This window comes from Paenibacillus sp. D9 (assembly GCF_001188365.1).
In the GTDB taxonomy this organism is placed as follows: domain Bacteria; phylum Bacillota; class Bacilli; order Paenibacillales; family Paenibacillaceae; genus Paenibacillus_O; species Paenibacillus_O humicus.
On sequence record NZ_JZEJ01000001.1, the window covers coordinates 3,051,593 to 3,076,497 of the forward strand.

At 61.8% G+C, this 24,905-nt stretch carries 18 protein-coding genes; 6 read left to right on the forward strand and 12 right to left on the reverse strand.

Annotation, left to right across the window (positions count from 1 at the left end):
- Window positions 1-42 precede the first annotated feature (42 nt).
- The 4 genes from map to VE23_RS13900 form a co-directional block, all read right to left on the reverse strand.
- The gene (gene map, locus VE23_RS13885; protein WP_048744944.1) at window positions 43-789 is read right to left on the reverse strand and encodes a type I methionyl aminopeptidase; all 747 of its coding nucleotides are present in this window, start codon (window positions 787-789) and stop codon (window positions 43-45) included.
- Window positions 790-957: 168 nt separating this feature from the next.
- Complete coding sequence (locus VE23_RS13890; RefSeq protein ID WP_021881178.1) at window positions 958-1,146, reverse strand: hypothetical protein; 189 nt, start codon at window positions 1,144-1,146, stop codon at window positions 958-960.
- Between the two features lie 159 nt (window positions 1,147-1,305).
- Window positions 1,306-1,503 (reverse strand): hypothetical protein, encoded by a 198-nt coding sequence (locus VE23_RS13895; RefSeq protein ID WP_021881179.1) that lies wholly within the window; start codon window positions 1,501-1,503, stop codon window positions 1,306-1,308.
- 386 nt (window positions 1,504-1,889) lie between these two features.
- The gene (locus VE23_RS13900) at window positions 1,890-5,486 is read right to left on the reverse strand and encodes a chemotaxis protein CheB (protein ID WP_048744945.1); all 3,597 of its coding nucleotides are present in this window, start codon (window positions 5,484-5,486) and stop codon (window positions 1,890-1,892) included.
- Window positions 5,487-5,754: 268 nt separating this feature from the next.
- Here VE23_RS13900 and VE23_RS13905 point away from each other — a divergent pair, with 268 nt between their 5' ends.
- Window positions 5,755-6,438 carry a hypothetical protein gene (locus tag VE23_RS13905; RefSeq protein WP_048744946.1) on the forward strand — a complete coding sequence of 228 codons (684 nt, stop codon included), beginning with the start codon at window positions 5,755-5,757 and terminating at the stop codon, window positions 6,436-6,438.
- A gap of 184 nt (window positions 6,439-6,622) precedes the next feature.
- Here VE23_RS13905 and VE23_RS13910 read toward each other — a convergent pair whose 3' ends face one another.
- From VE23_RS13910 to VE23_RS13940, 7 genes are all read right to left on the reverse strand, one after another.
- Window positions 6,623-7,297 carry an SOS response-associated peptidase gene (locus tag VE23_RS13910; protein ID WP_021881182.1) on the reverse strand — a complete coding sequence of 225 codons (675 nt, stop codon included), beginning with the start codon at window positions 7,295-7,297 and terminating at the stop codon, window positions 6,623-6,625.
- Window positions 7,298-7,573: 276 nt separating this feature from the next.
- The gene (locus VE23_RS13915; protein WP_049868304.1) at window positions 7,574-8,428 is read right to left on the reverse strand and encodes a helix-turn-helix transcriptional regulator; all 855 of its coding nucleotides are present in this window, start codon (window positions 8,426-8,428) and stop codon (window positions 7,574-7,576) included.
- 188 nt (window positions 8,429-8,616) lie between these two features.
- Window positions 8,617-10,245 carry a response regulator transcription factor gene (locus tag VE23_RS13920; RefSeq protein ID WP_049868305.1) on the reverse strand — a complete coding sequence of 543 codons (1,629 nt, stop codon included), beginning with the start codon at window positions 10,243-10,245 and terminating at the stop codon, window positions 8,617-8,619.
- A gap of 3 nt (window positions 10,246-10,248) precedes the next feature.
- Window positions 10,249-12,045: a sensor histidine kinase gene (locus VE23_RS13925; RefSeq protein WP_021881374.1), complete on the reverse strand. Its 1,797-nt coding sequence runs from the start codon at window positions 12,043-12,045 to the stop codon at window positions 10,249-10,251.
- A 240-nt stretch (window positions 12,046-12,285) separates the two neighbouring features.
- On the reverse strand, window positions 12,286-14,025 hold the full coding sequence (locus VE23_RS13930; RefSeq protein ID WP_232317070.1) for an ABC transporter substrate-binding protein: 1,740 nt from the start codon (window positions 14,023-14,025) through the stop codon (window positions 12,286-12,288).
- A 182-nt stretch (window positions 14,026-14,207) separates the two neighbouring features.
- Window positions 14,208-15,110: a carbohydrate ABC transporter permease gene (locus tag VE23_RS13935; protein ID WP_048748486.1), complete on the reverse strand. Its 903-nt coding sequence runs from the start codon at window positions 15,108-15,110 to the stop codon at window positions 14,208-14,210.
- 14 nt (window positions 15,111-15,124) lie between these two features.
- Complete coding sequence (locus VE23_RS13940) at window positions 15,125-16,105, reverse strand: ABC transporter permease (protein ID WP_048748489.1); 981 nt, start codon at window positions 16,103-16,105, stop codon at window positions 15,125-15,127.
- Between the two features lie 418 nt (window positions 16,106-16,523).
- Here VE23_RS13940 and VE23_RS13950 point away from each other — a divergent pair, with 418 nt between their 5' ends.
- The 4 genes from VE23_RS13950 to VE23_RS13965 all read left to right on the forward strand — a co-directional run bounded on the left by VE23_RS13950 (window position 16,524) and on the right by VE23_RS13965 (window position 21,261).
- The gene (locus VE23_RS13950; protein ID WP_048748485.1) at window positions 16,524-18,167 is read left to right on the forward strand and encodes an AraC family transcriptional regulator; all 1,644 of its coding nucleotides are present in this window, start codon (window positions 16,524-16,526) and stop codon (window positions 18,165-18,167) included.
- 131 nt (window positions 18,168-18,298) lie between these two features.
- On the forward strand, window positions 18,299-19,303 hold the full coding sequence (locus VE23_RS13955; RefSeq protein ID WP_048748484.1) for a FecCD family ABC transporter permease: 1,005 nt from the start codon (window positions 18,299-18,301) through the stop codon (window positions 19,301-19,303).
- Window positions 19,304-20,323 carry a FecCD family ABC transporter permease gene (locus tag VE23_RS13960; RefSeq protein WP_048748483.1) on the forward strand — a complete coding sequence of 340 codons (1,020 nt, stop codon included), beginning with the start codon at window positions 19,304-19,306 and terminating at the stop codon, window positions 20,321-20,323.
- A 23-nt stretch (window positions 20,324-20,346) separates the two neighbouring features.
- Window positions 20,347-21,261 (forward strand): ABC transporter substrate-binding protein, encoded by a 915-nt coding sequence (locus VE23_RS13965; RefSeq protein WP_049868308.1) that lies wholly within the window; start codon window positions 20,347-20,349, stop codon window positions 21,259-21,261.
- A 131-nt stretch (window positions 21,262-21,392) separates the two neighbouring features.
- On the opposite strand, the gene yicI is transcribed toward VE23_RS13965, so the two are convergent.
- Entirely contained in the window at window positions 21,393-23,807 is a 2,415-nt protein-coding gene (gene yicI, locus VE23_RS13970) for an alpha-xylosidase (RefSeq protein WP_049868309.1), read from the reverse strand.
- 142 nt (window positions 23,808-23,949) lie between these two features.
- Here yicI and VE23_RS13975 point away from each other — a divergent pair, with 142 nt between their 5' ends.
- The gene (locus VE23_RS13975; protein WP_021882073.1) at window positions 23,950-24,864 is read left to right on the forward strand and encodes an AraC family transcriptional regulator; all 915 of its coding nucleotides are present in this window, start codon (window positions 23,950-23,952) and stop codon (window positions 24,862-24,864) included.
- Window positions 24,865-24,905: the final 41 nt, after the last annotated feature.

Genomic DNA, 24,905 nt, shown 5'->3' on the forward strand with positions numbered 1-24,905 from the left:
ATAGATTGGGGGATAACTTTTTTCGAGCCGACATCCCCGCTTTTACAAACAAGTAAGGATAACCGGTCCCTGCTCGGTTATGGCAACCGTATGCTCGTATTGCGCCGACCAGGAACGGTCGCTCGTCCGCGCCGTCCAGCCGTCATGGGCAATCCATACTTCCGGCCCCCCAGCCGTCAGAATCGGCTCGACCGTCAGCACCATGCCGGGCTGCAGAACCGCTCCGCTGCCGCCTCTGCTGACATGGTTCACCTCCGGCGGCTCGTGGATGGAGCGTCCGATTCCATGCCCGGCGAAGCTGGACACGACCGAATGCCCCGTCTCCTTCGCCGACTGGACGACCGCGGCGCCGATGTCGCCGAGCCGGCGTCCGACCCGGCACTGGCCGATCCCCTTCAGCATCGCCTGGCGGGCGCCCGCCATCAGCGACTGCACGCCGGAGTCTCCCTTTCCGATCGCATAGGTCCAGGCCGAGTCGGCCTTCCAGCCGTCCACATCGGCAACCATGTCGATCGTCACGATATCTCCCTCCTGAAGCGGCACCGCATCCGGGAATCCGTGGCAGACGACCTCGCCTACCGACGCGCAGGTCGCATAAGGATAGCCTCTGTACCCCTTCTGAGCCGGGTAAGCTCCATGCTCCGCCATCAGCCGTTCTACGAAACGGTCGATCTCAAGCGTCGTGACGCCGGGCGCGATCCGCTTCGCGATCGCATCGTGGCATAACGCAACGACTCGTCCCGCGCGGCGGATCCTGCCGATTTCCTCTTCCGACTTCCATTCCGCCATGGCTGATGCCTCCGCTCCTCGTCCAAGATCAAGATCGCCTTCCAAGCTCCCTCGATCTATGCTATTCGGAAGAGCCGCGCCTCATTCCGCCGCTTCACGGCACGCAAAAATGACCCGGAACTCCGCAGGGGGAGTATCCGGGCCGGGTATATGATAGGCTCGCTTGTTCTAGCTCACGGAGGAATTCATTCTGCCCATTTCATGCTCAACCAGTGACGTCAGCTCATCCTCATATCCGCCGGTGATGCGGTATTTGCGGATGTAATCCTTAACGAACTTCCGCGGATCCTTGGGCTGAAAAATTCTCGTGAGTTCCTTGAGGCTTTCCTTGACTTCATTCTGGCTGTGCTTGGCCATGAAATCTCCTCCTCTAACGCTGGATGTTCATCCGAAACCTCGGATTCGAGAACGTGCAGGTATCCCTATGGTGCAGACACTCCATGGCAGTTGAGCGAATGTTTGTATTTTTCACACTATTATATCACTTCATGCATCAGGTTGGAAGCAAATTCCCAATCATTCCTGCGGAGGGAGTTCTTGATCGTTCGGTTCCTCCTGGGATTTCCAGCTGTCCCGCAAGGACGCCTCGGCCTTGCGCGGGGCCTGGTCCGGATTTTGGCGGCGGTACAAGCGCAGGTAGGCCGCGACGCCGACGACAGCCGCCGCAACGCCGAAGGCCAGCGTCAGAGCCGTCACCCATCCTTCAATCACCATGCCGCCGCCCCCCCGCTTCTCCAGTAAATGTCATTACGGAAAAGTATATCGGAAAGGTAAGGCGCTTACAACAGCGGCACCCCGTGCCGTTCCCTCATCTCCCTCTGCAGCCGGCGATCGCCGGAACCGCATCGATTCCCCATCCTTCAAGGATTATCGACAGGAAAGGACAAGCTTTTCAGCTTTTTTACCCTGCATAACCGCCATTTAAACGCTGCCTGGCGAAAGAAATGAAAATCACCGGCTTTGCATCGCTCTCCTTTCTATCATCCGCCGCCAGAGGGATGGGTTGGCCCATCTTCGAGCGTCTATCCCCATTGTATGAGCGGAGGAACGGAAAAAAACCGGAAGGCGCGCTTCCGGCTTGGATGACGGCTCTGCCGCGGTTAGCTGCTGCGGATGATCGGAAGGCCGACAAAGCCCGTCGTTCCTTTTCCGAGCTCGCTTTCGTAGTACATTTTGCCATGATGGTTCTCGACGATCTTGTACGTCATGACAAGGCCCAGGCCGGTTCCCTTCGCTTTGGTGGAAAAGAACGGCTCGCCCAGCTTGGCCAGCTTCTCCGGGGGGATGCCGGAGCCCTGGTCGATGATCCGGGTCCAGGCCATGTTGTCCTCGCCGACCGAAGCCTTCACCTGGATGACGCCGCCGGAGCTCATCGCTTCGATGCTGTTCTTGATCAGATTGATGAACACCTGCTTGAGCTGGTTGTCCACCCCCTGCACGAGCATATCGCTCTCCGGAATTTCCAGCTCCAGCTGCACATTGTTCATGATCGCCTGCGCCTCGATCAGCATCACGACATCCCGGAGCACGGCTCCCAGCGCGACGGGATGGAAGTCGACCGCCTGCGGCTTGGAGAGGACGAGAAGCTCGCTGACGATCTGCTCGATCCGCTCCAGCTCCATCGCCATGATGGAGATGTAGTTGCGCCGGTTGTCTTCCTGCATCAGCTTCGTGAACCCTTTGAGAGAGGTGAGCGGATTGCGGATCTCATGGGCGATGCCGGCCGCCAGCTGGCCGACGGCTCCGAGCATCTCCGACTTGCGGAGCATCTCCTCCGTCGTCTTGCGGTCGGTGATGTTCTCGGAAATCTTCATGTAATGGATCGTCTCGCCGCGCTTCACGATCGGCAGCAGCCTGGCCTGCTCCCAGTAGACGGCTCCGTCCCTGCCGATGCCGGCCAGCTCGCCCTCCCAGATTTCGCCGCGCTTGAGCTTTTCCCAGATGTCCGCGAAGCTGCAGCCGCTCGCCTGCCAGTCATCGAGAGACTCCAGATGCCTGCCGTAGATGCTCTCCGACGTCTCGCCCGTCAGGTCGTGGAACTGCCTGTTGGCGTAGAGGATGCCGCCTTCAAGATCGGAGATGACGACGAGGATCGGACTTTGCTCGATCGCATACGAGAGGCGAAGCAGCTCCTCGTTGGCTTCCTTCAGCTCGGTGATGTCCACGAGCGTGATGATGACGCCTTTGGTCAGATGCTCCAGCGTCCGGTAAGGCATCATCCGCATCTTGTACCAGCGCCCGCTGCGGCTTTTGATTTCCTTCTCCAGCGAACGGAGCGATTGCAGCACCCTGGAGGCGTCCTCCACGAACTGGTCGTAGTAGAATTGATGCGAAATATGATGGAACGGCCGTCCGATGTCCACATTGAGAAGATGGATCTCCTTGGTCACAGCGGGAGTGAAGCGGCGGATGCAGAACTGCGTATCCAGGAAGATCGTGCCGATCTTGGTGCTGACAAGGAACAGATCCATGTCGTTGTTCAGCTCCGTCAGCTCCTGAATTTTGAACTGATACTCGCTGTTGATCGTCACCAGCTCTTCATTGACCGCCTGCAGCTCCTCGTTCGTGCTCTGCAGCTCCTCGTTGGAGGCAATCAGCTCCTCGTTCGTGCTCTGCAGCTCTTCATTGGAAGCCTCCAGCTCCTCGATCGCCGACTGGAGCTTGTCCTCGGTGGAGCGGAGCTGCTGCTCCAGCCACACCATCTGCCTGCGGACGCTGTCGTTCAGATCGATGGAAGCGACCGGAACTTCATCCAGCTCGGGAGCTAGCTCCAGAATGATCAGCATGCTGCCGGCGAACGCCGCTCCGCTCTTCGAGAACGGGCGCACGGTCACGTTGATCCGCTGTTCTCCCGACGCCGTCTGCACGACCAGATGGCGGAATACGACCTCGTCCAGCCCGGCGCGGATCTGCTGGACGGCGGTCATGACCGCGACGGCCAGCCCCGGCTCCAGCATCTTCTGCAGGTTCCATGAAGGCCTGCCCTCCATCGGGGACAGGAACGGCTGCACATTGCCGGTCAAATGCTGGATGTCGAGCTTCTCGTCCACCAGCAGGGAAGGAGCCATATGCTCGTTCACGTATGTACTGTAGAACTGGCTCTGGCGGCGGTTCTCCTGCGCATCCGCCCCGGCATGCTGCTTGCGCCTCTCCCTCAGCTCGCCCGGAGTGGACAGGCTCCTGGCTCCGTCCATGAGCAGCGTCGCGCCGGACGCGCTGTTTTTGCGCTGGCTCTTGTGCCGGAAAATGTTCCATTTGCCGTTGGAGGGCTCGAACAGATGGTCCTGCCTGCCGACGGTCTCGCTCGGCCCCAGGAACAGGAAGCCCCCGGGAGTCAAGGCGAAGTTGAACAGCGACAGCACCTTCTGCTGCATCTCGGGCTGCAGGTAGATGAGCATGTTGCGGCAGCTGATGAGATCGAGATTGCTGAACGGCGGATCCTTCGTCAGGTTATGGGGGGCGAACACGATCAGCCGCCTCAGCTCGCGCGTGACCTGATACGTGTCGCCATGGCGGACGAAGTATTTGTCGAGCCGCGCCTTGGACACCGAGGTCCCGATCGACAGCGGATAGACGCCGTGATTGGCGTAATCGATGGACTGCTTGTCCACATCAGTGGCGAAGATGCGGATGCTGAAGCGGTTCTGGAGACCTTCCTGCTCCAGCACTTCGAGAGCAAGCATCCCGATCGAATAAGCCTCCTCGCCCGTCGAGCAGCCGGCCGTCCAGATCCGCAGCTCGGTGTTCTTGTTCTGCAGCTTGGCGCGGACCAGCTTGGGCAGCACCTTTTCCCGGATGATGTCGAACGCTTCGGGATCGCGGAAAAAGTGGGTGACGTGGATGAGCAGATCCTGCCTCAGCGCCAGCACCTCCTCCTCCCTCGACTCCAGCAGAAGCTCATAATCGGCCAGGGTTGCCGCCCCCGCCTCGGCCATCCTCTTCTCGATTCTCCGCAGCAGGCTGTTCTTCTTGTAAAAGCTGAAATCGATGTTCGTGCGCTCCCGGACCCTCTCCAAAATCTTGGCGAGCAGCGCCTCCGAGTCGTTCAAGGCGGCGGCCTGCACCGCATAGCTGGGGCTTGGAATCAAGGAAGCGGGAAATTTGAGCTTGGACGCGATCTTCTCCGGAGCGAGCACGAAATCGACATGCCCGCTGTCAATGGCGCTGCGAGGCATGCCGTCGAACTTCGCCGACTCCTCGTTCTGGGCGAACACGATTCCGCCGCTGCGTTTGACGGCTGCGATGCCCCTCGTTCCGTCCGTGCCCGTACCGGACAGCACGACGGCAATCGCCTGCTGGCCCTGATCGGCCGCCAGCGAATGGAAGAAATAGTCGATCGGGTAATGGACCTCGTCGGGATGCGGATCCGAAAGCCACAAGTGGTTCTTTTTCAAGGAGAGCGATTTGCGCGGAGGAACGAGATAGATCGTGTTCGGCTCCACTTCCATGCCGTCGCGGACAAGATGGATCTGCATCCTCGTATATAAAGAGAGAATCTCGTTCATGAGGCTTTTGTGGTCGGGCGACAAATGCTGAATGACGACAAAGGCAAGACCGGTCTCCGGACTTGCCTGCTGAAAGAAATGCTTCAAGCCTTCCAGTCCTCCCGCCGAGGCGCCGATGCCGACGATTCGGACCGGCTCGGCCTTGGTGAGCGGAAGCTCGGAATGCTGGCTGTCGGAAGGTATTTTGTTCATGTTCGTCCCTCCTTGGTTGAGCGCTTGGACGGAAATGGGGCTGCGAAGGATAAAGCCGATTCTGGCAGGCGTCCTGCCCGGAGATAAATTAGCTTATAGTGTATTCTCCGCAGGACGTCTGTTTCCTCTTGTCCAGCAAAAACTCCAAATGATTCCGTTTATTCGGCATTAATATCGGATATTCGTCTTTTTTTGCGATGGAAAGGCTCGTCTCGCTTGAGGTAAACTTGAACAAGGATTGGATTGGATCTACAGGAGATGGTTGCTGATGAACCCATTGCAGATTGAAGAGTTTGCGGAGCTGCTGTTGTCCGGCAGCCGGTCGGCTGCCGAGGCGACCGTCCTCCACTGGAAAAAAGCCGGCGCCAACCAGCTCGCCTTGTTCGAGCAATTGTTCACCCCTGCGCTCGAGCATATCGCCCTGCTGGCCGAAGCCAGGCGGATCGGAATGGCGGAAGAGCGGCTGGGTTATGGCTTGTGCCAGTGGCTGCTATGCAGGCATGAGCCTGCGGAGCCCTTGGAGGGAAGCGGAGCCCGGCTCGTTTCCCGGAAAGCCATGCTGCTTGGGCTTGACGTAGAGCCGCATGACCTCGGCATGCGGATGGACGCCTGCATGTTCAAGGAACGCGGATGGACGACCCGGATGTACGGCCCTGTCCTCCCTCTGGAGCATGCCGTCTTCGGCGCGATGCAATGGACGCCGGATGCCGTCTGCCTGCATGCCGATTCTCCGGAATCTCTTCCGGCCGCCCGCGCTTATGCCGAAAAGCTTCTCATCCTGCCGTGGGCTCCCTCCGTCCTCTTGAGCGGCCGGGCCGCCTCGCTTCCCGACCTCCGTTCCCTGGCGAGAGGAGAGGCGGCAATCGTGCGCAGCCTGCTGGAGCTGGACCTGTGGCTCGCCGAGGCCGAGCGGGAGCTGGAGGTCGAGGCGTTCAACGAGACGACGGGTTGAAGGACTTCCGGCAATCGGAGGACCGGACCAGGACCAGGCTGAAGCATTCCCCTTTCCCGGATTGATCCGCTGTTCAGCGTCCGCGAAGCAAAGAAGGCCGATCTCCCGGAGATCGGCCTTCTTTGTCTATGTTTTTGTTCATGCGTTTGCCCATACCCATGACTATGCCTATGCCTATGCCGGTTTAAGCCATCCGGATTTCGGCGATGCAATCCGCCGCTTCATACAGCTCGTCGTCCACGGCGTTGCTGACGGGATAAGCCCGCAGCTGAAAAGGCTCGAGCGGCTGCAGATGCCGGCGCAGGAACGAAAACTCGCGGATCGACGGATTGAGCCAGTCCTCCAGCCCTTCCTCGTCCAGCACGATCGGCATCCGCTCCTGCAGCAGGGACAACGGGCCGGAAGCCGATACGGTCACGATCGTCGCCGCGCGCATCAGCGCCCCCTCTGGCGTCCTCCACTCGTCATACAAGCCGGCCATGGCGAACAGCGGCTGCCCCTGTACCATGATCCGCATGGCGCGAGGCTGCTTCGGTCCGTTCTCCTCCGCTCCCCTCTGCCAGCCGTACATCCCGCTGCAAGGAATGATGCAGCGGCCGCTGATCAGCATCTGCTTGAAGCATGGCTTGGATTCCAGCAGCGAGACATCGGCATTGACGGCATCCTTGGCCCAGAACGGAAACAGCCCCCATCTGGCATCGTCCATGATTCTCACGCCGTGGCGGTTGTTGCGGATGACAGGGACGTTTTGCGTCGGAGCGATATTGTAGCGCATCGTCGGAATCCGGACGGCATCGCGGATCGCGAACCGGCGTTCAAGCTCCTCGATGTCAGACGTAAGCGAAAAACGCACGCACATAGTTGTTGGCCACCTTCCCGGTTGTTCGTCTCGCTTCCAGTATCTGCAACCGGAGGGAAGTTATGCGCGTGCCGGGAAGGATGGCGGTAACGATATCCCTCAGACCGCCGTCTCCTGCTCATCGCCGTGGGCGAATCCGGCGGCCGGTCAGCGGCGGCGCTCCCCGAGGCCGAAGCCTCAAGGGAGATCGATTCCTTCAGCCTGCGAATCATTGACGGGGTTGACGGTATGCGCCCTTGATCCTTGGCTTCATCAACCGTCAACCGTCAAGAACAGTCAAGGCGTGAACCGTTTGCGGAATCGATGCGGCGGGATGCCCGCATGGGCGGCGAACAGCCGCGAGAAATGAGGCGTCTGCCTGAAGCCGCTCTCCTCGGCGACGCGGGCGATCGGCCAGTCGGTCGTGAGCAGCAGCAGCTTGGCTCTGTCCAGCCGGTAATAGAGCAGATATTGCTGCGGAGTGCAGCCGAATGTCTCCACCATGCAGCGGGCGATATAGACGGCGTGGTAGCCGAGCGCGCTGGCCAGATCGGCGTTCGCGACCGATTCCCGGTAATTTTCCTTCATATAGGCGGCAGCCTGCTCGGCGACCGCGGAGGCGGATGCCCGGTAGACGCCTGCCCGGCCGGCAGCCTCGAGCTGCCGCAGCAAGTCGAGAAAGCTCTGCTGCCGGGCCCAGAAAGCCCCTTGATCCGCGCTTGCCGCCGCCTCGTTCAGCACGGCGAAGGCTGCAGCGGCAGGCTGGCCGGATATGCCTGCGATCAGCTTGGGCAGCCTGACCGTATGCGTGTAATGGTCTCCGACCAGCGTGGACTCGTCCCCTTCGGCCGTTTCCTCCCATTCCCCCTGGAACTGGAAATGAACCCAGTCGAACTCCGTCTCCCCGGTGCATGCTCCAGCCCCAAGCCGGGGGCGGTCGGGACGCAGAAGGAGCACTTGTCCCGGCTCCACCGTCCAGGTGCTGTCTCCTTCTGTCACCGAGAGAGCCCCCCGCCGGACGTGAATCAGCTCGAACATGCCCAGATCGGTCCGGCTCGGATGCTCCTCTCCCGCTTCGTAGGACGCTCTCCTGGCCTCGACCAGGAAGGGCAGCGGCGGGCAGCGGAAGGTCAACAGTCTTGTATCAGGCATTTCTTCATCTCTCCCAAATCTCTAGAAAACCGGCAGCCGCTTCCGGCGGCTGCGGCTGTTGGTCCAAGGCTTCGGCGCATCTGCCCGATCGGCGCGCGCCAAAGCCGTTGCATCGGCAGAAGCCGGGCACCCTCTGGAGGGGCCCGGCTTCCCGGATGTATCTATTGTAGCAAATCGATCGGACTCCATCAGCTTTCGCCCGTTTTTTTGTAGAAGGAAGGGGATTTGCCCGTGTATTTCTTGAACTTGGCGTGAAAATAATCGACGTTGGCGTAGCCGACCTTCTCCGCGGCCTGGCGCACCTTCATGCCGCCCTCCAGCATGGCGATCGCCCGCTCGATGCGCAGACGGTCGAGATAGGCGTTGAAGGAGACGCCGGCATGGCTTTTGAACAGCTTGCCTAAGTACCCGCTGTTGTAGCCGAACAGCTCGGCCAGCGTCTCCAGCCTCAGCGGCTCGCTGTAATGGCGCTCAATGAAGCCGGTCATGCGCCTCAGGACGCTGCCGCTGTCCGACGCGTCCAGCGATTGCTGCACGGCCGACAGACCCGCGGCCAGCTCCTCGCGCATGGTGCACCACTTGGCGTGGCGGTAGACGCTTGCGGCGAGGGAGCCATGGCGTCCATCCGCAGATGTGCCGCCATGACGCCCCAGCTCAGCCATGACCAGCGTCATCAGCTCGGCCATCGCCGAGGAGAACGCCGGACGCGACGCATTTCCGGCCGCCAGCGAAGCCGCCGCCTCGTCCAGGGAGGCGACGATGCCGGCCATGCCTCCCGTCTCCACGGCGCGGCTAAGCGCCAGAGCAAGCTCGGCCAGGCGAGCATCATCATCTCTCCCGTCTGCTGCGAGAGCCGCCGAGGATGCGGAATGACCGGGAGCTTGCGCCGCCAGCAGCGCAGGCCGCTCGGTATGGATGCGGCCCGGCTCCAGCAGAAAGCGCAAGCCCATCAGCTCTTGCGCCTCCTGCAGCGAGCGCGCGGCTGCGGCCGGGTCCTCCCTGCATGACCCCGCAGCGGCGGTGAAGCCTCCCTCGCCCGCGCTTTCCTCCAGCAGCTTGGCGGCCGCCCGCAGCGCCGCTTCCCCGCCGGGAATCAACAGCCCCAGCGAGGCCCCGGCCTCGAAGACCGGTCCAAGCCCTCGGGCTGCGGCTCCCGCCTCCAGCCTCCGCCTGAATTCCGTCTGCTCCAGGCCGTCCTCCAGCCCGGCCTCCGCCAGCAGCACGCGGCCGCCGCGAGCGCCTCCATGGAGCAGCCGCCACAGATCCGCTGCGGCGGCTTCCCGCCCGCCGGCTGTTCCTTCTGCTTCTGCACGGGCGCCCGGGAACAGGCCTGCTCTTCCCGCTTCCGCAGCGAGCGCAAGCGCCTCCTCCGCGTCTCCCGCCAGCAGCGCCAGCAGCGCGTCTTCCCGCCGCTTGGCCGGATCGGCTTCAGTCCCGCTCTGCGCATCCAGCGAACGGGCGATCCGGGCCGCATACTGCTCCAGCTCCTCCTCGTCGACCGGCTTGAGCAGGTAGCCCTCGATGCCGTAGCGGATCGCCTGCTGCGCATAAGAAAAGTCGGCATGGCCGCTCAGCACCAGAATCCGGCAGCCGGAATCCAGCCTCCTGATCTCCTCGACCAGCTCGAGGCCGTTCATCTTCGGCATCCGAATATCGACCAGGACCAGGTCCGGGCGCAGCTCCCGGTACAGACGCAGCCCCTCCATGCCGTCCGCCGCCAGCCCGGCGCCCCGGAAGCCGAGCCGCTCCCATTCGATCAGCGTCTGCATGCCTTCCCGAATCGCCGGCTCGTCATCGACAATCAACAAGCTGTACATCCGCTATTCCTCCTTCTTGCCGGGAATGAGAAGCTTGATCTGCGTTCCTCCCCCTTCCGCGCTCTCGAGCCTGAGGCCGCTGCCGGAGCCGTAATTCAGCACCAGCCTTTGGTGGACGTTGCGCAGCCCGATCCGATGCCCCTTGTCCTCGCTGGGATCGTCCAGCGCATCCCGATTGTCCCGCAGCCGCTCCGGCGTCATGCCGACGCCGTTGTCGGCGACGGTCAGCTGCAAGCCGCCGTCCTGCAATCTTCTTCCCGTAATCGATATCCGCCCGCCTTCCCCGATGCCCTCCAGGCCGTGCACGACGGCATTTTCGACCAGCGGCTGCAAAATAAGCGGCGGGATGAGCGTGAGCGACATCTCCTCTTCCACATCGATGACGAATTCCAGACGGTCCTCCCCGTACCGGAATTTCTGGATCTCCAAGTAGTAGCGGACGATCTCCAGCTCCTCGCCGAGAGGAATATGGCGCTGCCCGATCTCGATGTTGTTGCGGATCAGCCTCCCGAGCATGCGCACGACCGAAGCGATTTCCTTCTCGCCTTTCATATGAATCCTCATCCGGATCGATTCCAGCGCGTTGAACAGGAAATGCGGATTGATCTGGCTGGCCATCATCTTGAGCTTGATGTCCCGCTGCCTCACCTCCAGCTCGGTCCGCTGCCGGTGAGAATCCTCCACCTCCGCCATCAGCTCGCGGATGCTCGCCACCATGTTGTTGAACTGCCGGGACAACAGGCCGATCTCGTCATTGCCCTGGATGTCCGAATACACCTGCAGATCGCCCTTGCCGACCCGGCTCAGGTTGCGGTACAGCACGAGCGTGCGCTTGGTCAGCACCGAGGCGACGATATAGATGAGCACCAGCGCGATCGCCATGCTCACGGCCAGCACGCCCATGCCGAGACGGGCGACGCGGTTCGCTTCCCCGACGATGCTCTCCACCGCGAACACCGACACGATACGCAGGCCGTTGACGCTTGAGGCCGGGTTCAGCTTCTCGATGACGACCCGGTACTCCTCGCCGCCGAAGGTCATGTTGTACGTTCCCTCGCTTTTGCCGGCGAGGCCCGGGAACTCCAGCTGGGACAGGCTCTTGCCGATCCAGGAGCGGTTCTTCGCCGCGGCGACCGTATCCGATGCGTCGACGATCATCGTGTCGTAAGGCTCCTGGCGCAGCATCGTGTCGAACAGCTCCGGGTTGACGTCGATGACGAGAACGCCGCTTGTCTTGTAAGTCGGAAAGGGGATCCGGCGCACGAGGCTGAGCGACTTCGCTCCTTTCCTTGTCTCGTTGGACGTGTAGATCCAGTGGATGCCGTCCTTGGCGTTGGCGGCCCGGTACCAGTCCGTCCCGCGGACGGCGTCCGTCAGGTGAAGGAACTCCCAATTCTCCAGCAGCGTATCGTTGTCCGCGTACAGCCGGATATAGTCCACCTCGCGGTACAGCTTCACGGCGCTGCGGAAATCGTTGAACTCCCACAGCGCGTGCGTGGAGTCGAACACGGTCGCGTACCGGGTATTGACCAGGCTGCTCAAGTCCGTGCTGACCATATAATCGTCCGAGAGCTCCATCGGGATGCGCAGGATGTCCGATGTCTGCGTGACGATCTTGTCCACGTTGTTCGTCGTCTGCCGCGTCGCCTGCTCCAGCACGTTGTTCCGGTACTGGGCCGTCAGGAAAATGCCCACGATCAGCACCGGAATCAGCACGACGATCAGGAAGGCGATGAACAGCTGGCTCTTGAGCCGAAGGTTGTTGAAGCGGAATCCGATCCGCCGGATAACTTGTCTCACTTGCGGATGCCTCTCTTTCGATCCATGAAAAAGATAGTCTTAGACCGTATCGTAAGGCAACCGCTTACAAAGGTAAACGGAAAATTCCGCCGCCGCCAGCGGCTCAGCCTGCCCTCTCCGTGCCTGGCGAAGATCCGCTTTCACCTGACAGCGGGCCATGCCTTTCTCTCTCTCCCGGGATAAAAAGACCCGAAGGCAGCCCTCCCCGAATCGGGACGGCTGCCTCGGACGCGGCCGGAATTACTTGGCCGACCACTGCTCCACTCGGTCTTTGACCGCTTGGGTATAAATCTTCTCGATCTTGCCGAGGTTGACGTCGTCCAGCTGCTTCAGCATGGAATCATACACCTTGTCGAAGTCGGCCGGCTTGGCGAGCACCGCTTCCGGAATCTTCTTCCAGATGATGTCCTCCGCCTTCTTGAAGATGACGTTGTAGTCCGAATCGGAAGGAGCCGGAATGTTCCAGGCCGCGCCGTATGGACGCTCCTTGAACTCGGTCTCTTTCGGGAACAGGTCCTTCCATGTCGTGGCGCCGTATGCCTTGAGCGTTTCCTTCTCGGCATTCGTGTAGCCCGCCACGATCTGATCCGGGAAGTTCGTCGTGTAGTAGCTGCCGCTCGGATCCTTCACGCCGTCGCCGTAGTGAGGCCCGAAGACGAAGTACAGCCCGATGCCCGTATTTTTGGTGAAGTTCGTGTTGTCCTCGGTTTTCTGCTTCTGGATATCGGCCGGAATGACGCGGATGCCGTTCTCCACGTTGTACTGCTTGCCTTCGATGCCCCAGTTGCGCAGCACTTGGCCTTCGTCGGAAGCCATCCAGTCGAGGAATTGGATCGCGCAGACGGGATCCTTGCAATCCTTCGTGATGGCGATGCCGTAACCCGCCATGAAGCCCGTCGGAGCGAAGCTGTGGTCTTTGACGTCCGCGGAGATCGTGACCGGGAAGTGGCCGTACGTATAGGCTCCCTCATCCTTGCTCTTGATTGCGTTCTCGGCGTCTCCATAGCCCCATTCCTGGTCGATCAGGCCGAGCACGCGTCCGCTGGCGATTTTGGACTTGTACTGGTCGCTCTTCTGCACGAACGCTTCCTTGTCCAGCAGCCCTTCGTTGAACATCTTGTTCAGCCAGCGGAAGTATTCCTTCTCTTCCGGACGGCGGATATGGAAGGAAGCCTCGTAGGTGTCCGGATTGATGTAGTATTCGCCGTCGTCGGGCAGGCCCGTAGCCAGGAAGGCCGGGTTGGTGCCGGTAATCATGATGCGCCAGTCATCCGTGTCCAGCGTGAGCGGAATGGTCGGCTTGCCGTCTGTCGTCGGATGCTTGGCATAGTAGGTTTTGAGGGCGTTCTCGTAGTCCTCGAGCGTCCTGATCTGCGGATAGCCGAGCTCCTTCAGCACTCGCTGCTGCAGCTCGAAGCCGCCGCCGGCGTCGAAGTAGGTCTGGTCGATGGAATCGTTGCTCGGGAGCACGTAGATGGACGTGTCTTCCTTGCTGTACTTGAGGCGCTGCATGTATTTGCCGTATACCTTTTTCAGGTTCGGAGCGTATTTGTCGATCAGATCGGTCAGGTCGATCAGAGCTCCGGCGTCGACCAGCTTGTCGACGTCGCCCTTGGCGAACACCATATCCGGGTACTGGCCGCTCGCCGCCATCAAGGAGATTTTGTCCGTGGCTCCGCCGGATACCGCATACTCGGCCTTGATGGTGACACCCGTCTTCTCGGTGATGACCTTGCCGACTTCATCCTGCATTTTGTTCCAGTTCGGGCTCGCATCGGCTCCGAAGAAGCTGAACGTCACCGGCTTGAGATCCTGCTTGCCGGCATCCGCGTTCGCCGCTTCGCCCTGGGTATTGGATGTCGCCGCGACGTTGGAATTGCCTGCGCCATTGTTGTTGCTGCCCGAGCAGCCTGCCGTCACGGCGAGCACGCCGGCGAGCACCAGCACGGCCGTCGCTCTCGTTTGTCTCATCTTTAACATCTTCAAGCTCATAACCTCCCTAGTGGTCTGAAAAAGCCGTCTGAAAACGATGGAAAGTAAACGCATTCATCTTGCTCTATGAAGAACGGGCTCCCCGAAAGACGATAAGCGCTGTGCGGCCGGCCATTCTTCGGTGTCTCCGGAACGGCCGGCCCGCCTTTCGCGGAAGGCCCGGCGAAGCCTTAGGCCTTGACGGCTCCAAGCGTCATGCCGCCGACAAAATACCGCTGCAGGAACGGGTACACCGCCAGGATCGGCACCGTCACCACGATCGTGATCGCCATCTTGATCGATTCCGGCGATACCTGGTTCATCAGCTTCGTCATGTCCTCGTTGCTGGTCCGCATGTTGGCGCCGCCCTGCTGCGTGCTCTGAAGCACCTTCATCAGCTCGTACTGCAGCGTCGTCCAAGTCTCGCTGGAGCCGTTGTACAGATAGGTGTCGAGAAAGGCGTTCCACTGCCCGACCGCCAGGAAGAGCGCGATCGTCGCGAGCGCCGGCTTGGCGAGCGGCAGAATGATGCGCCAGTAGATCGTGAAGTCGTTCGCCCCGTCCAGCTTGGCCGATTCCTGCAGCGCGAACGGCAGACCGTCGATGAACGAGCGGATGACGAAGACGTTGAACGCCCCTACCATTCCGGGCAGGACGTACACCCAGAACGTGCCGATCAGATGAAGGTCGCGCATCAGGATGTAGACCGGAATCAGGCCGCCGGAGAAGTACATCGTCAGCGCCAGGAACACCGAGACGAAGCGGCGCGCCTGGAAGTCGGCGCGGCTGAGCGTGAAGGCCAGCATCGAGGCGCTCAGCAGGCCCAGCACGGTGCCGACGACCGTTCTCAAGATGGAAACCTTGAATCCTTGCAGGAGCCCCTCGTAGGCAAAGATCACCTTGTAGTTCTCCAGCGTGAACTGCCGGGGCCAGAGGCCGATGCCGCCTCGGACCGTATCCTGCGAGTTGTTCAGCGAGATCGCCAGCACGTTCAGGAAGGGATAGAGCGTGACGACGACGAGCAGCAGCATGATGAGAATATTGACGACGTCGAATGCCCGTTCGCCGCGGGTGGCGTTGAAAGCCTTGTTCATCGTTGGTCCCCCCTTTACATGATGCTTTCCTTCGTGACCTTCTTCAGCACGCCGTTCGCCAGGAACAGGAGGAAGATGCTCACGACGGAGTTGAAGATGCCGATCGCGGTGCCGAAGGAGAACCTCGCCAGGCTGAGCCCGTAATTGAGGGCGTACAGGTCCAGCACCTCCGAGTAATCCTTGACCAGATTGTTGCCGAGCAGGAACTGCTTCTCGAACCCGATGCTGATGAGATGCCCGATGCTCATGATCAGCAGCACCGAGATCGTCGTGCGGATGCCCGGCAGCGTAATATGCCACATCTGCCGCAGCCGGTTCGCTCCGTCCACTCTCGAAGCTTCATACAGCTCCGGATCGATGCCCGCGATGGCCGCAAGGTAGATGATCGCGCTCCAGCCGAGCTCCTTCCACAGGTCGGAGGCGGTCACGATGCTCCAGAACCAGTTGCCTTTGGCCATGAACTGGATCGGCTCGTCCGTGATATGAAGCCACATGAGCAGGTTGTTGACGGCTCCGCTGTCGGTCGACAGCATTTTGGTCACGATGCCGGCTACGACGACCCAGGAGACGAAGTGGGGCAGATACGAGATCGTCTGCACCGTCCGCTTGAACAGCCGGCCCTTCACCTCGTTCAGCAGCACCGCGAACAGAATCGGGACGACGAAGCCTACGATCAGGCCCATGAGGCTCATCGCCAAGGTGTTGCGCAGCACGAGATAGAACCGCTCGTCGGTGAACAGCTCCTGGAAATGCTTGAAGCCGACCCATTTCTGCTCGCCGAACGTCTTGCCGGCCTTGAAATCCTGGAACGCCATCGTCCAACCCCAGAGGGGCATGTAGCTGAACACGAACACCCAGATTACGAACGGCATCGACATGAAATACAAGTACTTCTGGGACTTCATTACTTTCCAGAACCGGGCCGGGCCCGAGCTTGCGGCTAATGCGGCTCCATCCGGACCGGCGGCCGGATGTTTTTCTGTCAGCGCTTTCACAAGCTCCATCCTTCCTTTCCTTCCGCGGCGTTCCGGCAGCTGCTCCCGGGCATCTCCGCGCTTGCTTGTTTCCCTATGCCATTCATGGTAACGCATTCACCCGGGCCTTCCTACCGGAGGGATCGGAGCGAAAATCAGGTCAAAATTAGAGATTTCTGAAAGCGCATTCCCGCTCTTCCCAGCCTTCTTCCTTTGGCTCGCTCCCGGGACATGTGATAAGCTGTAGGCATTTATGGCGGCTACCGGCTGATGCATGGCCCTCGCAGCATCCGCAAGCATCAACAAGAATCCGCCTGTATCAACAAGCATCCATACGCCCCAACAAGCATCAACAAGCATCAACAAGCATTAACAAGCATTAACAAGCATCCGCAAGCATCAACAAGCATCCACGCGCATGGAAAGGAGCCGGTCCGACATGTTCGCAGCCCTGAGCAAAAGCTTCCTCAAGGGGGCTTTGTTTGAAATCGAGGAGGCGTGCGCCTCCCCGGTCCCGCCCGACTGGGCGGATGGCATCAGGCCGGTGTCGCATTTCATCCTCCTGTACGTGCGCAAGGGCGAGGGAGAGCTGCAGGCTGCAGGCGTCACAACCGCCCTGCGCGACGACTCGCTGTTCCTGTACGCCCCCGGCACGGTATTGAAGCTGCGGCTGCAGGCCGATCCCCCGCCTGAGATGGTATGGATCGCCTTCGACCTGTTCCTCCTGAGCGGCAAAAACGGCGACAGCCGTTCCTTCGTCCGCCAGACCGGCTTCCCCCTGCAAGGTCCGCTGCAGCTCGCTCCCGCCCGCATCCGCCGGCTCATGCTCCTGCTGGCGGCCAAGGGCGCACAAGCGCGCGGACGGGAACGGTACGCGGCGCAGCAGCACATGCACGATCTGCTGGCCATTCTGCTCGAAGGCGCCAAGCCGGCGGCCCGGAACGCCCTCGAAGCCCGCCTGCTCCAGACGGCGGACTATATGCGGGCCAGCTACCGCGAGACGGTCCGCATGGAGGATCTGGCCGGCATGGCCGGCCTCCATCCCGCCTACTACTCGCAGGTGTTCAAGCAGCTGATGGGCAAGACCCCTGTCGCCTATCTGACCCATCTGCGGATGAACAAAGCGAAGGAGCTTATAATGGAAGGCGAGATGTCGGTCAGGGAAATCGCGGCCGACATCGGCTATGCCGACGAGTTCTACTTCAGCCGCCGCTTCAAGGCGACGGCCGGCAGTCCGCCCAAGGCGTTCGCCCGCCGCAAGGCGGAGCGGATCGTCTCGTTGTCCGCTCCGTATACCGACCATCTATATACGCTTGGCGTCGTTCCGTGCGCGGGGCAGCTGCACCGGCACATGCCCCGGGGGATCGCGCCGCTCCGGCTGCCGGAGCATGCCGTCGACCCGTGGGAGGCTGGACGGGAGGATTTCCTGCGCCTGGATCCGGATCTCATCCTCTGCAAGGACAACGTGCTTCCGAAGGCGAGGGAGCATCTGGGCGACATCGCCCCGATCGCCTGCATCCCCTGGGCCAGCCGCGACATCTACCGCCACCTGCAGGACATCTCGGCGCTCGTCGGCCGGGAGCCGGCGGCGCAAGCCTGGCACGACGCCCATGACGCGGCGGCGCAAGCGGCCCGCAGGGCAGCCAGGGAGATCATCGGCAGCGGGACGACAGCCCTGTGCGCGGCCCGGCGTCATGAGCTGCGTATATACGGCTCCCGCAATATCGGGCATGCCTTCTACCGCTCGCTGGAGCTGGCCGCGCCGGACCGGGTCCAGGAACAGCTGCGGCTTCATCCGCCGGGGACCGGCCACAACTGGACTTCGATCACCCCCGACGAAATCCGCCGCTACGAAGCCGATTTCCTGTTTCTATTCACCGAAACGCCTCAGGACCGGATCGAGCTCGAGGAGCATATCGCCGCCAATCCGTTCTGGGCATCCCATCCCGCCATCCGCTCCGGCCGTTTTGCTTTTTTGGACTGGGGCATGTGGATTCTGTATGCCCCCTCCATGATTGTCCGGCAGCTGGAGGAATTAGCCTCGCTGCTGCCGCGGCTCGGCTCCTGCAAAACCCATTTCTAAAAAAAGTCCATTTTATGCCTGAATTTGTGTCATGTACACCGCTCCCGGAATTGGTATACTGGGCATAGTCCATCGATGATAATGATTCTCGATATCAATTGCATCTGAAGGAGGCTTTGCTCCCCGCTCCCATGAAATTCCGACGCAAGCTGACCGTGGTCCTATGGTTCGCGGCTGCCGCAGCCGGACTGCTCGTTACGGCGATCGCGGCCGTGTCCTACGGCGCCAAGTCGATCACGGCCGGGGTCGTGATCGATGCCGTCTTCCGGTACGATCCGTCCTCGACCTCCCATCAGATCATTCACGGCCTGCGGCTGCCCCGCGTTCTCGGCGCCATGCTCGTCGGCAGCGCGCTGGCTGCCGCCGGCGCGCTCATGCAGGGCGTCACCCGCAATCCGCTCGCCGACACCGGCATCCTGGGCATCAATGCGGGAGCCTCGCTGGCCGTCGTACTCAGCTTCGCCTGGCGGCCCATGCTGAGCTACAGCGCGCTGATGGGCCTGTCCTTCGCCGGCGCGGCGGCGGCGACCTTCATCATCGTGATGCTGGCATCGCTGGCGCGCAAAGGCATGGCCTCGCTGCAGCTGACCGTGGCCGGGGCGGTCCTGTCCGCCATGATCCACAGCCTGAGCACCGGGATGGCGATCCATTATCAGCTCAGCCAGGATCTGGCCTTCTGGTACGCCGGCGGGGTGGCGGGCATCCGCTGGGAACAGCTGCAGTGGCTCGCCCCTGTCATTCTCGCCGCTCTCGTCTGGAGCTTCACGCTCGGACGGGGAATCACCTTCATGTCCCTTGGCGAGGAAGCGGCCGTCAATCTTGGCTTGCGGACCGGAAGAATCCGCGTGCTGGCCATGGCGGCAGTCGTCCTGCTGGCCGGCTCTTCCGTATCGGCGGCAGGCTCCATCAGCTTTGTCGGCCTTGTCGTTCCGCATATCGCCCGGCGCCTCATCGGCGTCGACTACCGGCTCATTCTGCCCTTCTCCGCCTTGCTGGGCGCGATTCTGCTGACATGGGCCGACTTCGCCTCCCGCATGGTGCAGCCTCCGCGGGAATTCGCCATCGGGGCGATGGTCGCGATGGTCGGCGTCCCCTTCTTCCTCTATCTGTCCCGCAAGGAAAGGAGGGAGCTGTAAATGGGGCTTCCTGCGGACCGCCGCTCCCGGCGGGCGCTGCTGTCAGGCCTCGGCCTGCTGGCTCTGGCGGCCGTCGCCGCTGCCGTCAGCCTCAACACAGGAACGATATCGCTGAGTCCCGCCGCCGTATGGAGAACGCTCGCCGGCGGCGGGACCGCGGAGGAATCGCTGATCCTGTTCCAGTACCGGCTGCCCCGGATTCTCGTCACGATGCTGGCCGGCATCGGCCTTGGCGTCGCCGGCGCCGTGTTCCAGGGAGCGTCGCGCAACTCGCTCGCCGATCCGGGCCTGCTCGGCATCAATGCCGGAGCCGCGCTCGGACTGATCGTCTTCGTTTCTTTTTTCCGGACGATGGACGGGCCGGTCTCGCTCCTGATCCCGGCATTCGCCTTCATCGGGGGCACCGCCGCAGCCGTCCTCGTCTTCCTGCTGTCCTATGAGCGCGGCCGCGGACTGCTGCCGATCCAGCTCATTCTCACCGGCATCTCCATTGAAGCCGGACTGAGCGCGATGACGCTGTTCCTCTCGCTCCGCCTGGACCCCGACACCTACGCGTTCACGGCGCGCTGGCTCGCGGGAAGCGTCTGGGGAAGGGACTGGATCCACGTCTGGACGCTGCTCCCTTGGATCGCCGTGCTCGTGCCCTGCATCTATATGGCCTCCCGGACGCTCGATTCCTTCTCGTTCGGGGACGATCTGGCCAAGGGGCTCGGCAGCCGGGTAGGCCGCAGCCGGCTGCTGCTGCTCGCTGCGGCGGTAGCCCTCTCCTGCGCCAGCGCCGCGATGGCCGGCGGCATCGGCTTCATCGGCCTTGCCGCCCCCCATATCGCCAGGCAGCTGGCAGGGCCGCGGCACCGGCATTTCCTGCCGCTGACCGCCCTTGTCGGCCTGGTGATTCTGGTCTGCGCGGACACGATCGGCCGTTCGCTGTTCCAGCCCAGCCCCGTGCCGGCAGGAGTCGTCGCCGCCGCTCTCGGCGGCCCCTATTTCCTTTATCTTTTGTTCCGTCCCAAAAAGTGACTTTCGGAGGTTTGACAACGACCATGCTCAAAAAAGCCGTTCCCTTTCTCTCTCTGCTGCTTGCCTTCATCCTGCTGACCGCTTGCGGACAAAATGCTGCAAACGAGCCTGCATCCTCTCCATCTCCATCCGCTTCTCCGGCGGCAGCCGGCCGCATAGCCTCGATGTCCATCCACATCACCAACAATCTACTCGCGCTCGGACTCACTCCGGCCGGCTCCGTCGTCGGCGGAGACGTCAAGGACTTCCTGCCCCATGTGAAGGACCGGCTCGAAGGCGTGCAGAAGCTCGGCGTCGTGACCGAGCCCGATATGGAAGCCGTGCTGGCGCTGAAGCCGGATTCGATCTTCATCGACGAGACCTACTCCGGTCCGGATCTCGCCAAGTTCGAGCAGATCGCTCCCACGGTAAGCATCAATCCCGATAAAGGAACCTGGAAGGATCATTTGAGGGAGCTTGCCGGCCATGTCGGCCGCCAGCAGCAGGCGGAAGACTTCATCCTTGATTACGACAAACAGAAGGACGAAGTCGGCGCGCTGATCAAGAGCAGGCTCGGCGCCGATGCCAAGGTCATGGCTGTACGGATGACCGCCAAGGAGCTGCGCGTAATGGGCATGAAACGTCCTGTCGGCCCGCTGCTCTATGACGATCTCGGCTTGCAGCCCGCTGACGGCGTCGAGAAGATCGACAAAGCCTACGAGGTCATCTCCCAGGAAGTGCTTCCCGACTTCGATGCGGACGCGATTCTGGTCATCGTCAGCAAAGGCAGCGAAGCCAAGAAAAACTATGAGCTGCTCGAGAGCAATCCGCTCTGGAAGAGCCTGAAGGCCGTTCAGAACAAGCATGTCTATGTGCTCGACGGGCAAAAATGGCTCGACTACTCCTCGCTCGGCCATAAAATGGCGCTGGACGACGCCGCAAAGCTGTTCGCGGAATAAACGAAAGGCCCTTTAAGTGTGCTTCTGCGCTTAAAGGGCCTTTTTCCCATTCGGAGACAGGTCAGATGAACTCAGGCTTCCGACTCCTGATCGTGGGGAGCTGAAAAGTTCTTCCGGTCACGATGGAATGGTTAGCGCAAGATGATGACGGCTGACGCTTCTCCAGCGAAGCCGTCCAGGACGACGGCTCCATCATCAAGCCGCGCCCCTTCTCCGGCAACCTCTGCGATCTCGCCGGTTCCTCCGTGCAAAGTGAGGCGCAGCGGCTTGCCGGAACCGCTCGCGCGCAGCTCGAGGCGGCCGCCCGAGCGGCTGACCTGCGCCTTCAGCTGCACCGCTCCGGATGTGTCGCATATGACCGCGTCCGCGCTCGCGCCGTCCTCCAGCGCGTACAGCGCCAGCTCCACTCCGTCGGCGTAGTCGTAGTCCGGACGGCTGTCGACCGCGCCGAGCGCGAGCAGCGTGTTCGGCCGCACGAGCAGCGGCAGGCTGAGGTAGCCGTGGCGCTCCTTGCGCCAGCGTCCGCCCTCGACGGCTTCGCCGGTGAGCAGCGAGGTCCAGCGGCCTTCAGGCACGTAATAGCTGACGTCGCCGGACTCCGAGAATACCGGCGCGACCAGCAGCGAGCCGCCCAGCATGTACTGCCGGTCCAGCGTTTCCGCAGCCGGATCGTCCGGGAACTCCAGCAGCATGGCGCGCATGCCGGGCACGCCCAGCTCCTTCGCCTCGACGGCAACACTGTAGAGATAAGGCATCAGCTTCATTTTCAGCTTGGTGAACGTCCGCGTCACTTCGACGGATTCCTCGTCATAAGCCCAAGGCACCCGGTACGACGTGCTGCCGTGCAGGCGGCTATGCGTGGAGAGCAGGCCGAACTGCAGCCAGCGCTTGAACACATGCGCCGGGGCGGTGTTCTCGAAGCCGCCGATGTCGTGGCTCCAGAAGCCGAAGCCGCTCAGGCCGAGCGACAGCCCGCCCCGCAGGCTCTCCGCCATCGACTCGTAATCCGCGTAGCAGTCTCCGCCCCAGTGGACCGGGAACTGCTGGCCGCCCGCCGTCGCCGAACGGGCGAACACAGCGGCCCCGCCGCGGCCGAGCTTGCGCTCCAGCGCCTCGAATACGACCTTGTTGTAGAGGAAGGTGTAGTAGTTGTGCATGCCCTCGGGATCGGAGCCGTCATGGTAGGCGACATCCGTCGGGATGCGCTCGCCGAAGTCCGTCTTGAAGCTGTCCACGCCCATGTCCATCAGCTCGTCGAGGTACCCGGCGTACCAGGCGCAGGCATCCGGATTCGTGAAGTCGACCAGCCCCATGCCCGGCTGCCACAGATTGGTCTGCCAGACGTCGCCGTTCGGCTTGCGCACCAGGTAGCCGCTGCGCCGCCCTTCCTCGAACAGCCGCGACCGCTGTCCGATGTACGGATTGATCCAGACGCAGATCTTCAGTCCCTTCTCCTTGAGGCGCGCCAGCATGCCGGCCGGATCCGGGAATACCCTCTCGTCCCATTTGAAGTCCGTCCAGTGGAATTCCTTCATCCAGAAGCAGTCGAAATGGAAGACCGACAGCGGCAGGTCCCGCTCCGCCATGCCGTCCACGAAGGCGTTCACCGTCGCCTCGTCATACTCCGTCGTGAACGAGGTCGACAGCCACAGCCCGAACGTCCAGGCAGGCGGCAGCGCCGGCTTGCCCGTCAGGTGCGTGTAGCGGCCGAGCACCTCCTTGGGCGTCGGTCCGTCGATGACGAAGTATTCCAGCGATTCGCCGGGAATGCTGAACTGCACCTTCTTCACCTTTTCCGAGGCGACCTCCAGCGAGACCGCGCCCGGATCGTTGATGAACACACCGTAGCCTTTGCTGGTCAGGTAAAAAGGAATGTTCTTGTACGCCTGCTCCGAGCTCGTGCCTCCATCCTTGTTCCAGATGTCGACGGCCTGGCCGTTCTTCACGAAGGCGGTGAAGCGCTCGCCGAGCCCGTATACGAGCTCCCCGACCGACAGGTCCAGCTCCTCGCGCATATAGGCTTCTCCGGCCGGACCCGTCACATGGGCCATCGACTTGAAGCCGCTGCCGGTCAGGCGCTCGCCGCTGCGGAAGAACGATACCGAGCACTGCGCGCCCTTGTCGATCCGCACGCTCAGGCCGCCGCTACTCAGCTCCGCATACGCGTCCGTCTCTGTAATCGAGGCATGCCCGGCAGCGGCTCCTGTTGTCGTGTCGGCTCCTGTTGTCGTGTCGGCTCCTGTTGTCGTGTCGGCTCCGGCTTCATGTCCGGCTCCGGCTATATGTCCGCCATGAAGCTCGAAATGCGGCCCGCGGTCGACGGCACCCTCGAAATGCGTCAGCTTGACCCCGATTACTCCCGGCAGCGGGGAGTGGAAGCGGATCGTCAGCAGCTGGGTATTGATCATGCTGCCCCGTCCCGCCAGCGGCGTCGTGGAGGCGTATGCCGTCAGCACGCCGTCTTCGGCACGGCAATCGTGAACCTGCATGGCGCTTTCTACGGAGTAGCCCTCCCGGATCAGCCAATTTCCGTCCGTGAATTTCACTTCGCATCCATCCTTTATCCCGTGAATTGTAAGCGTTATAATAACAGTATACGGCGGCAATCAGGATGAATCTTGCATATAATCGCGCGTTTTATTGCACAATTCTGATGTCTTGCCCATACCCTTCAAAGGAGCGGGGAACATGGAAGAGCTCGACCGGAGCTTATTCAAGGAAGAGAACGTCCGGAACGGAGCCGGAAGGCTGTTCGGAAGCTATGAATACCGGTACGGTCCCGGCGAGCATGTCGTCGACGCGCACTGGCACAACGAGATGGAATGGTTCTATGTGGCGGAGGGCGAGGTGCGGTTCCAGGTCGGGGTGGACACGCTCGTGCTCCAGGCCGGCGAGGCTGCGTTCGTGGACGCCGGTGAGCTGCATGCCGGGCATGCCAGCGGTTCCCATGGATGCAGCTTCTATGCGCTCGTATTCGATCCCGCGCTGCTGTCCGGAGCCGTCTACGATGCTGTAGAAGAGAAGCTGATCCAGCCGCTGCGGGACCGCTCCGCGACGTTCCCCCGCCGCGCGATGCCCGATGCCGGGCTCGGAAGCAGCCTGCTGAAGGAGCTCGCGGCCATCCGCAGGGCTTGCCGGGAGCAGAAGCCCGGATACGAGGCCGAGGTGAAGGGCCGGCTGCTGATGATGCTGGCCGTCCTGCATGCGGGCGGGGAAGCGGCGGACCGGCGGATCCATCACGAAGCGGCCCGCTCCCCCGAAGGCGACGCGCTCAAGGTCGAGCGGCTCAAGCGGGTCATCGAGCATATCCGGGTCCATTGCGGCCAGCCGATCCGAATCGCGGAGCTTGCCGCCCTCATCCCGCTCAGCGAAGGGCAGTTCATCCGCTTTTTTCGCGGCATGACCGGCCAGACCCCGATCGGGTACATCAAGGCGTACCGGATCAGGCAGGCCGCGCTGCTGCTGCGGGAGACGGACCGCCGGATCGCCGACATCGCGCTGGAGACCGGCTTCGACAACGTCAGCTACTTCATCCGCAGCTTCCAAGCGGTTATGAAAAGCTCGCCATCGGATTTCCGCCGCCGGCGGGATCCGGAGCGGTAAGCCGCGCTGGCGATGCCTTCCGACCCACAGTTGTCACATTT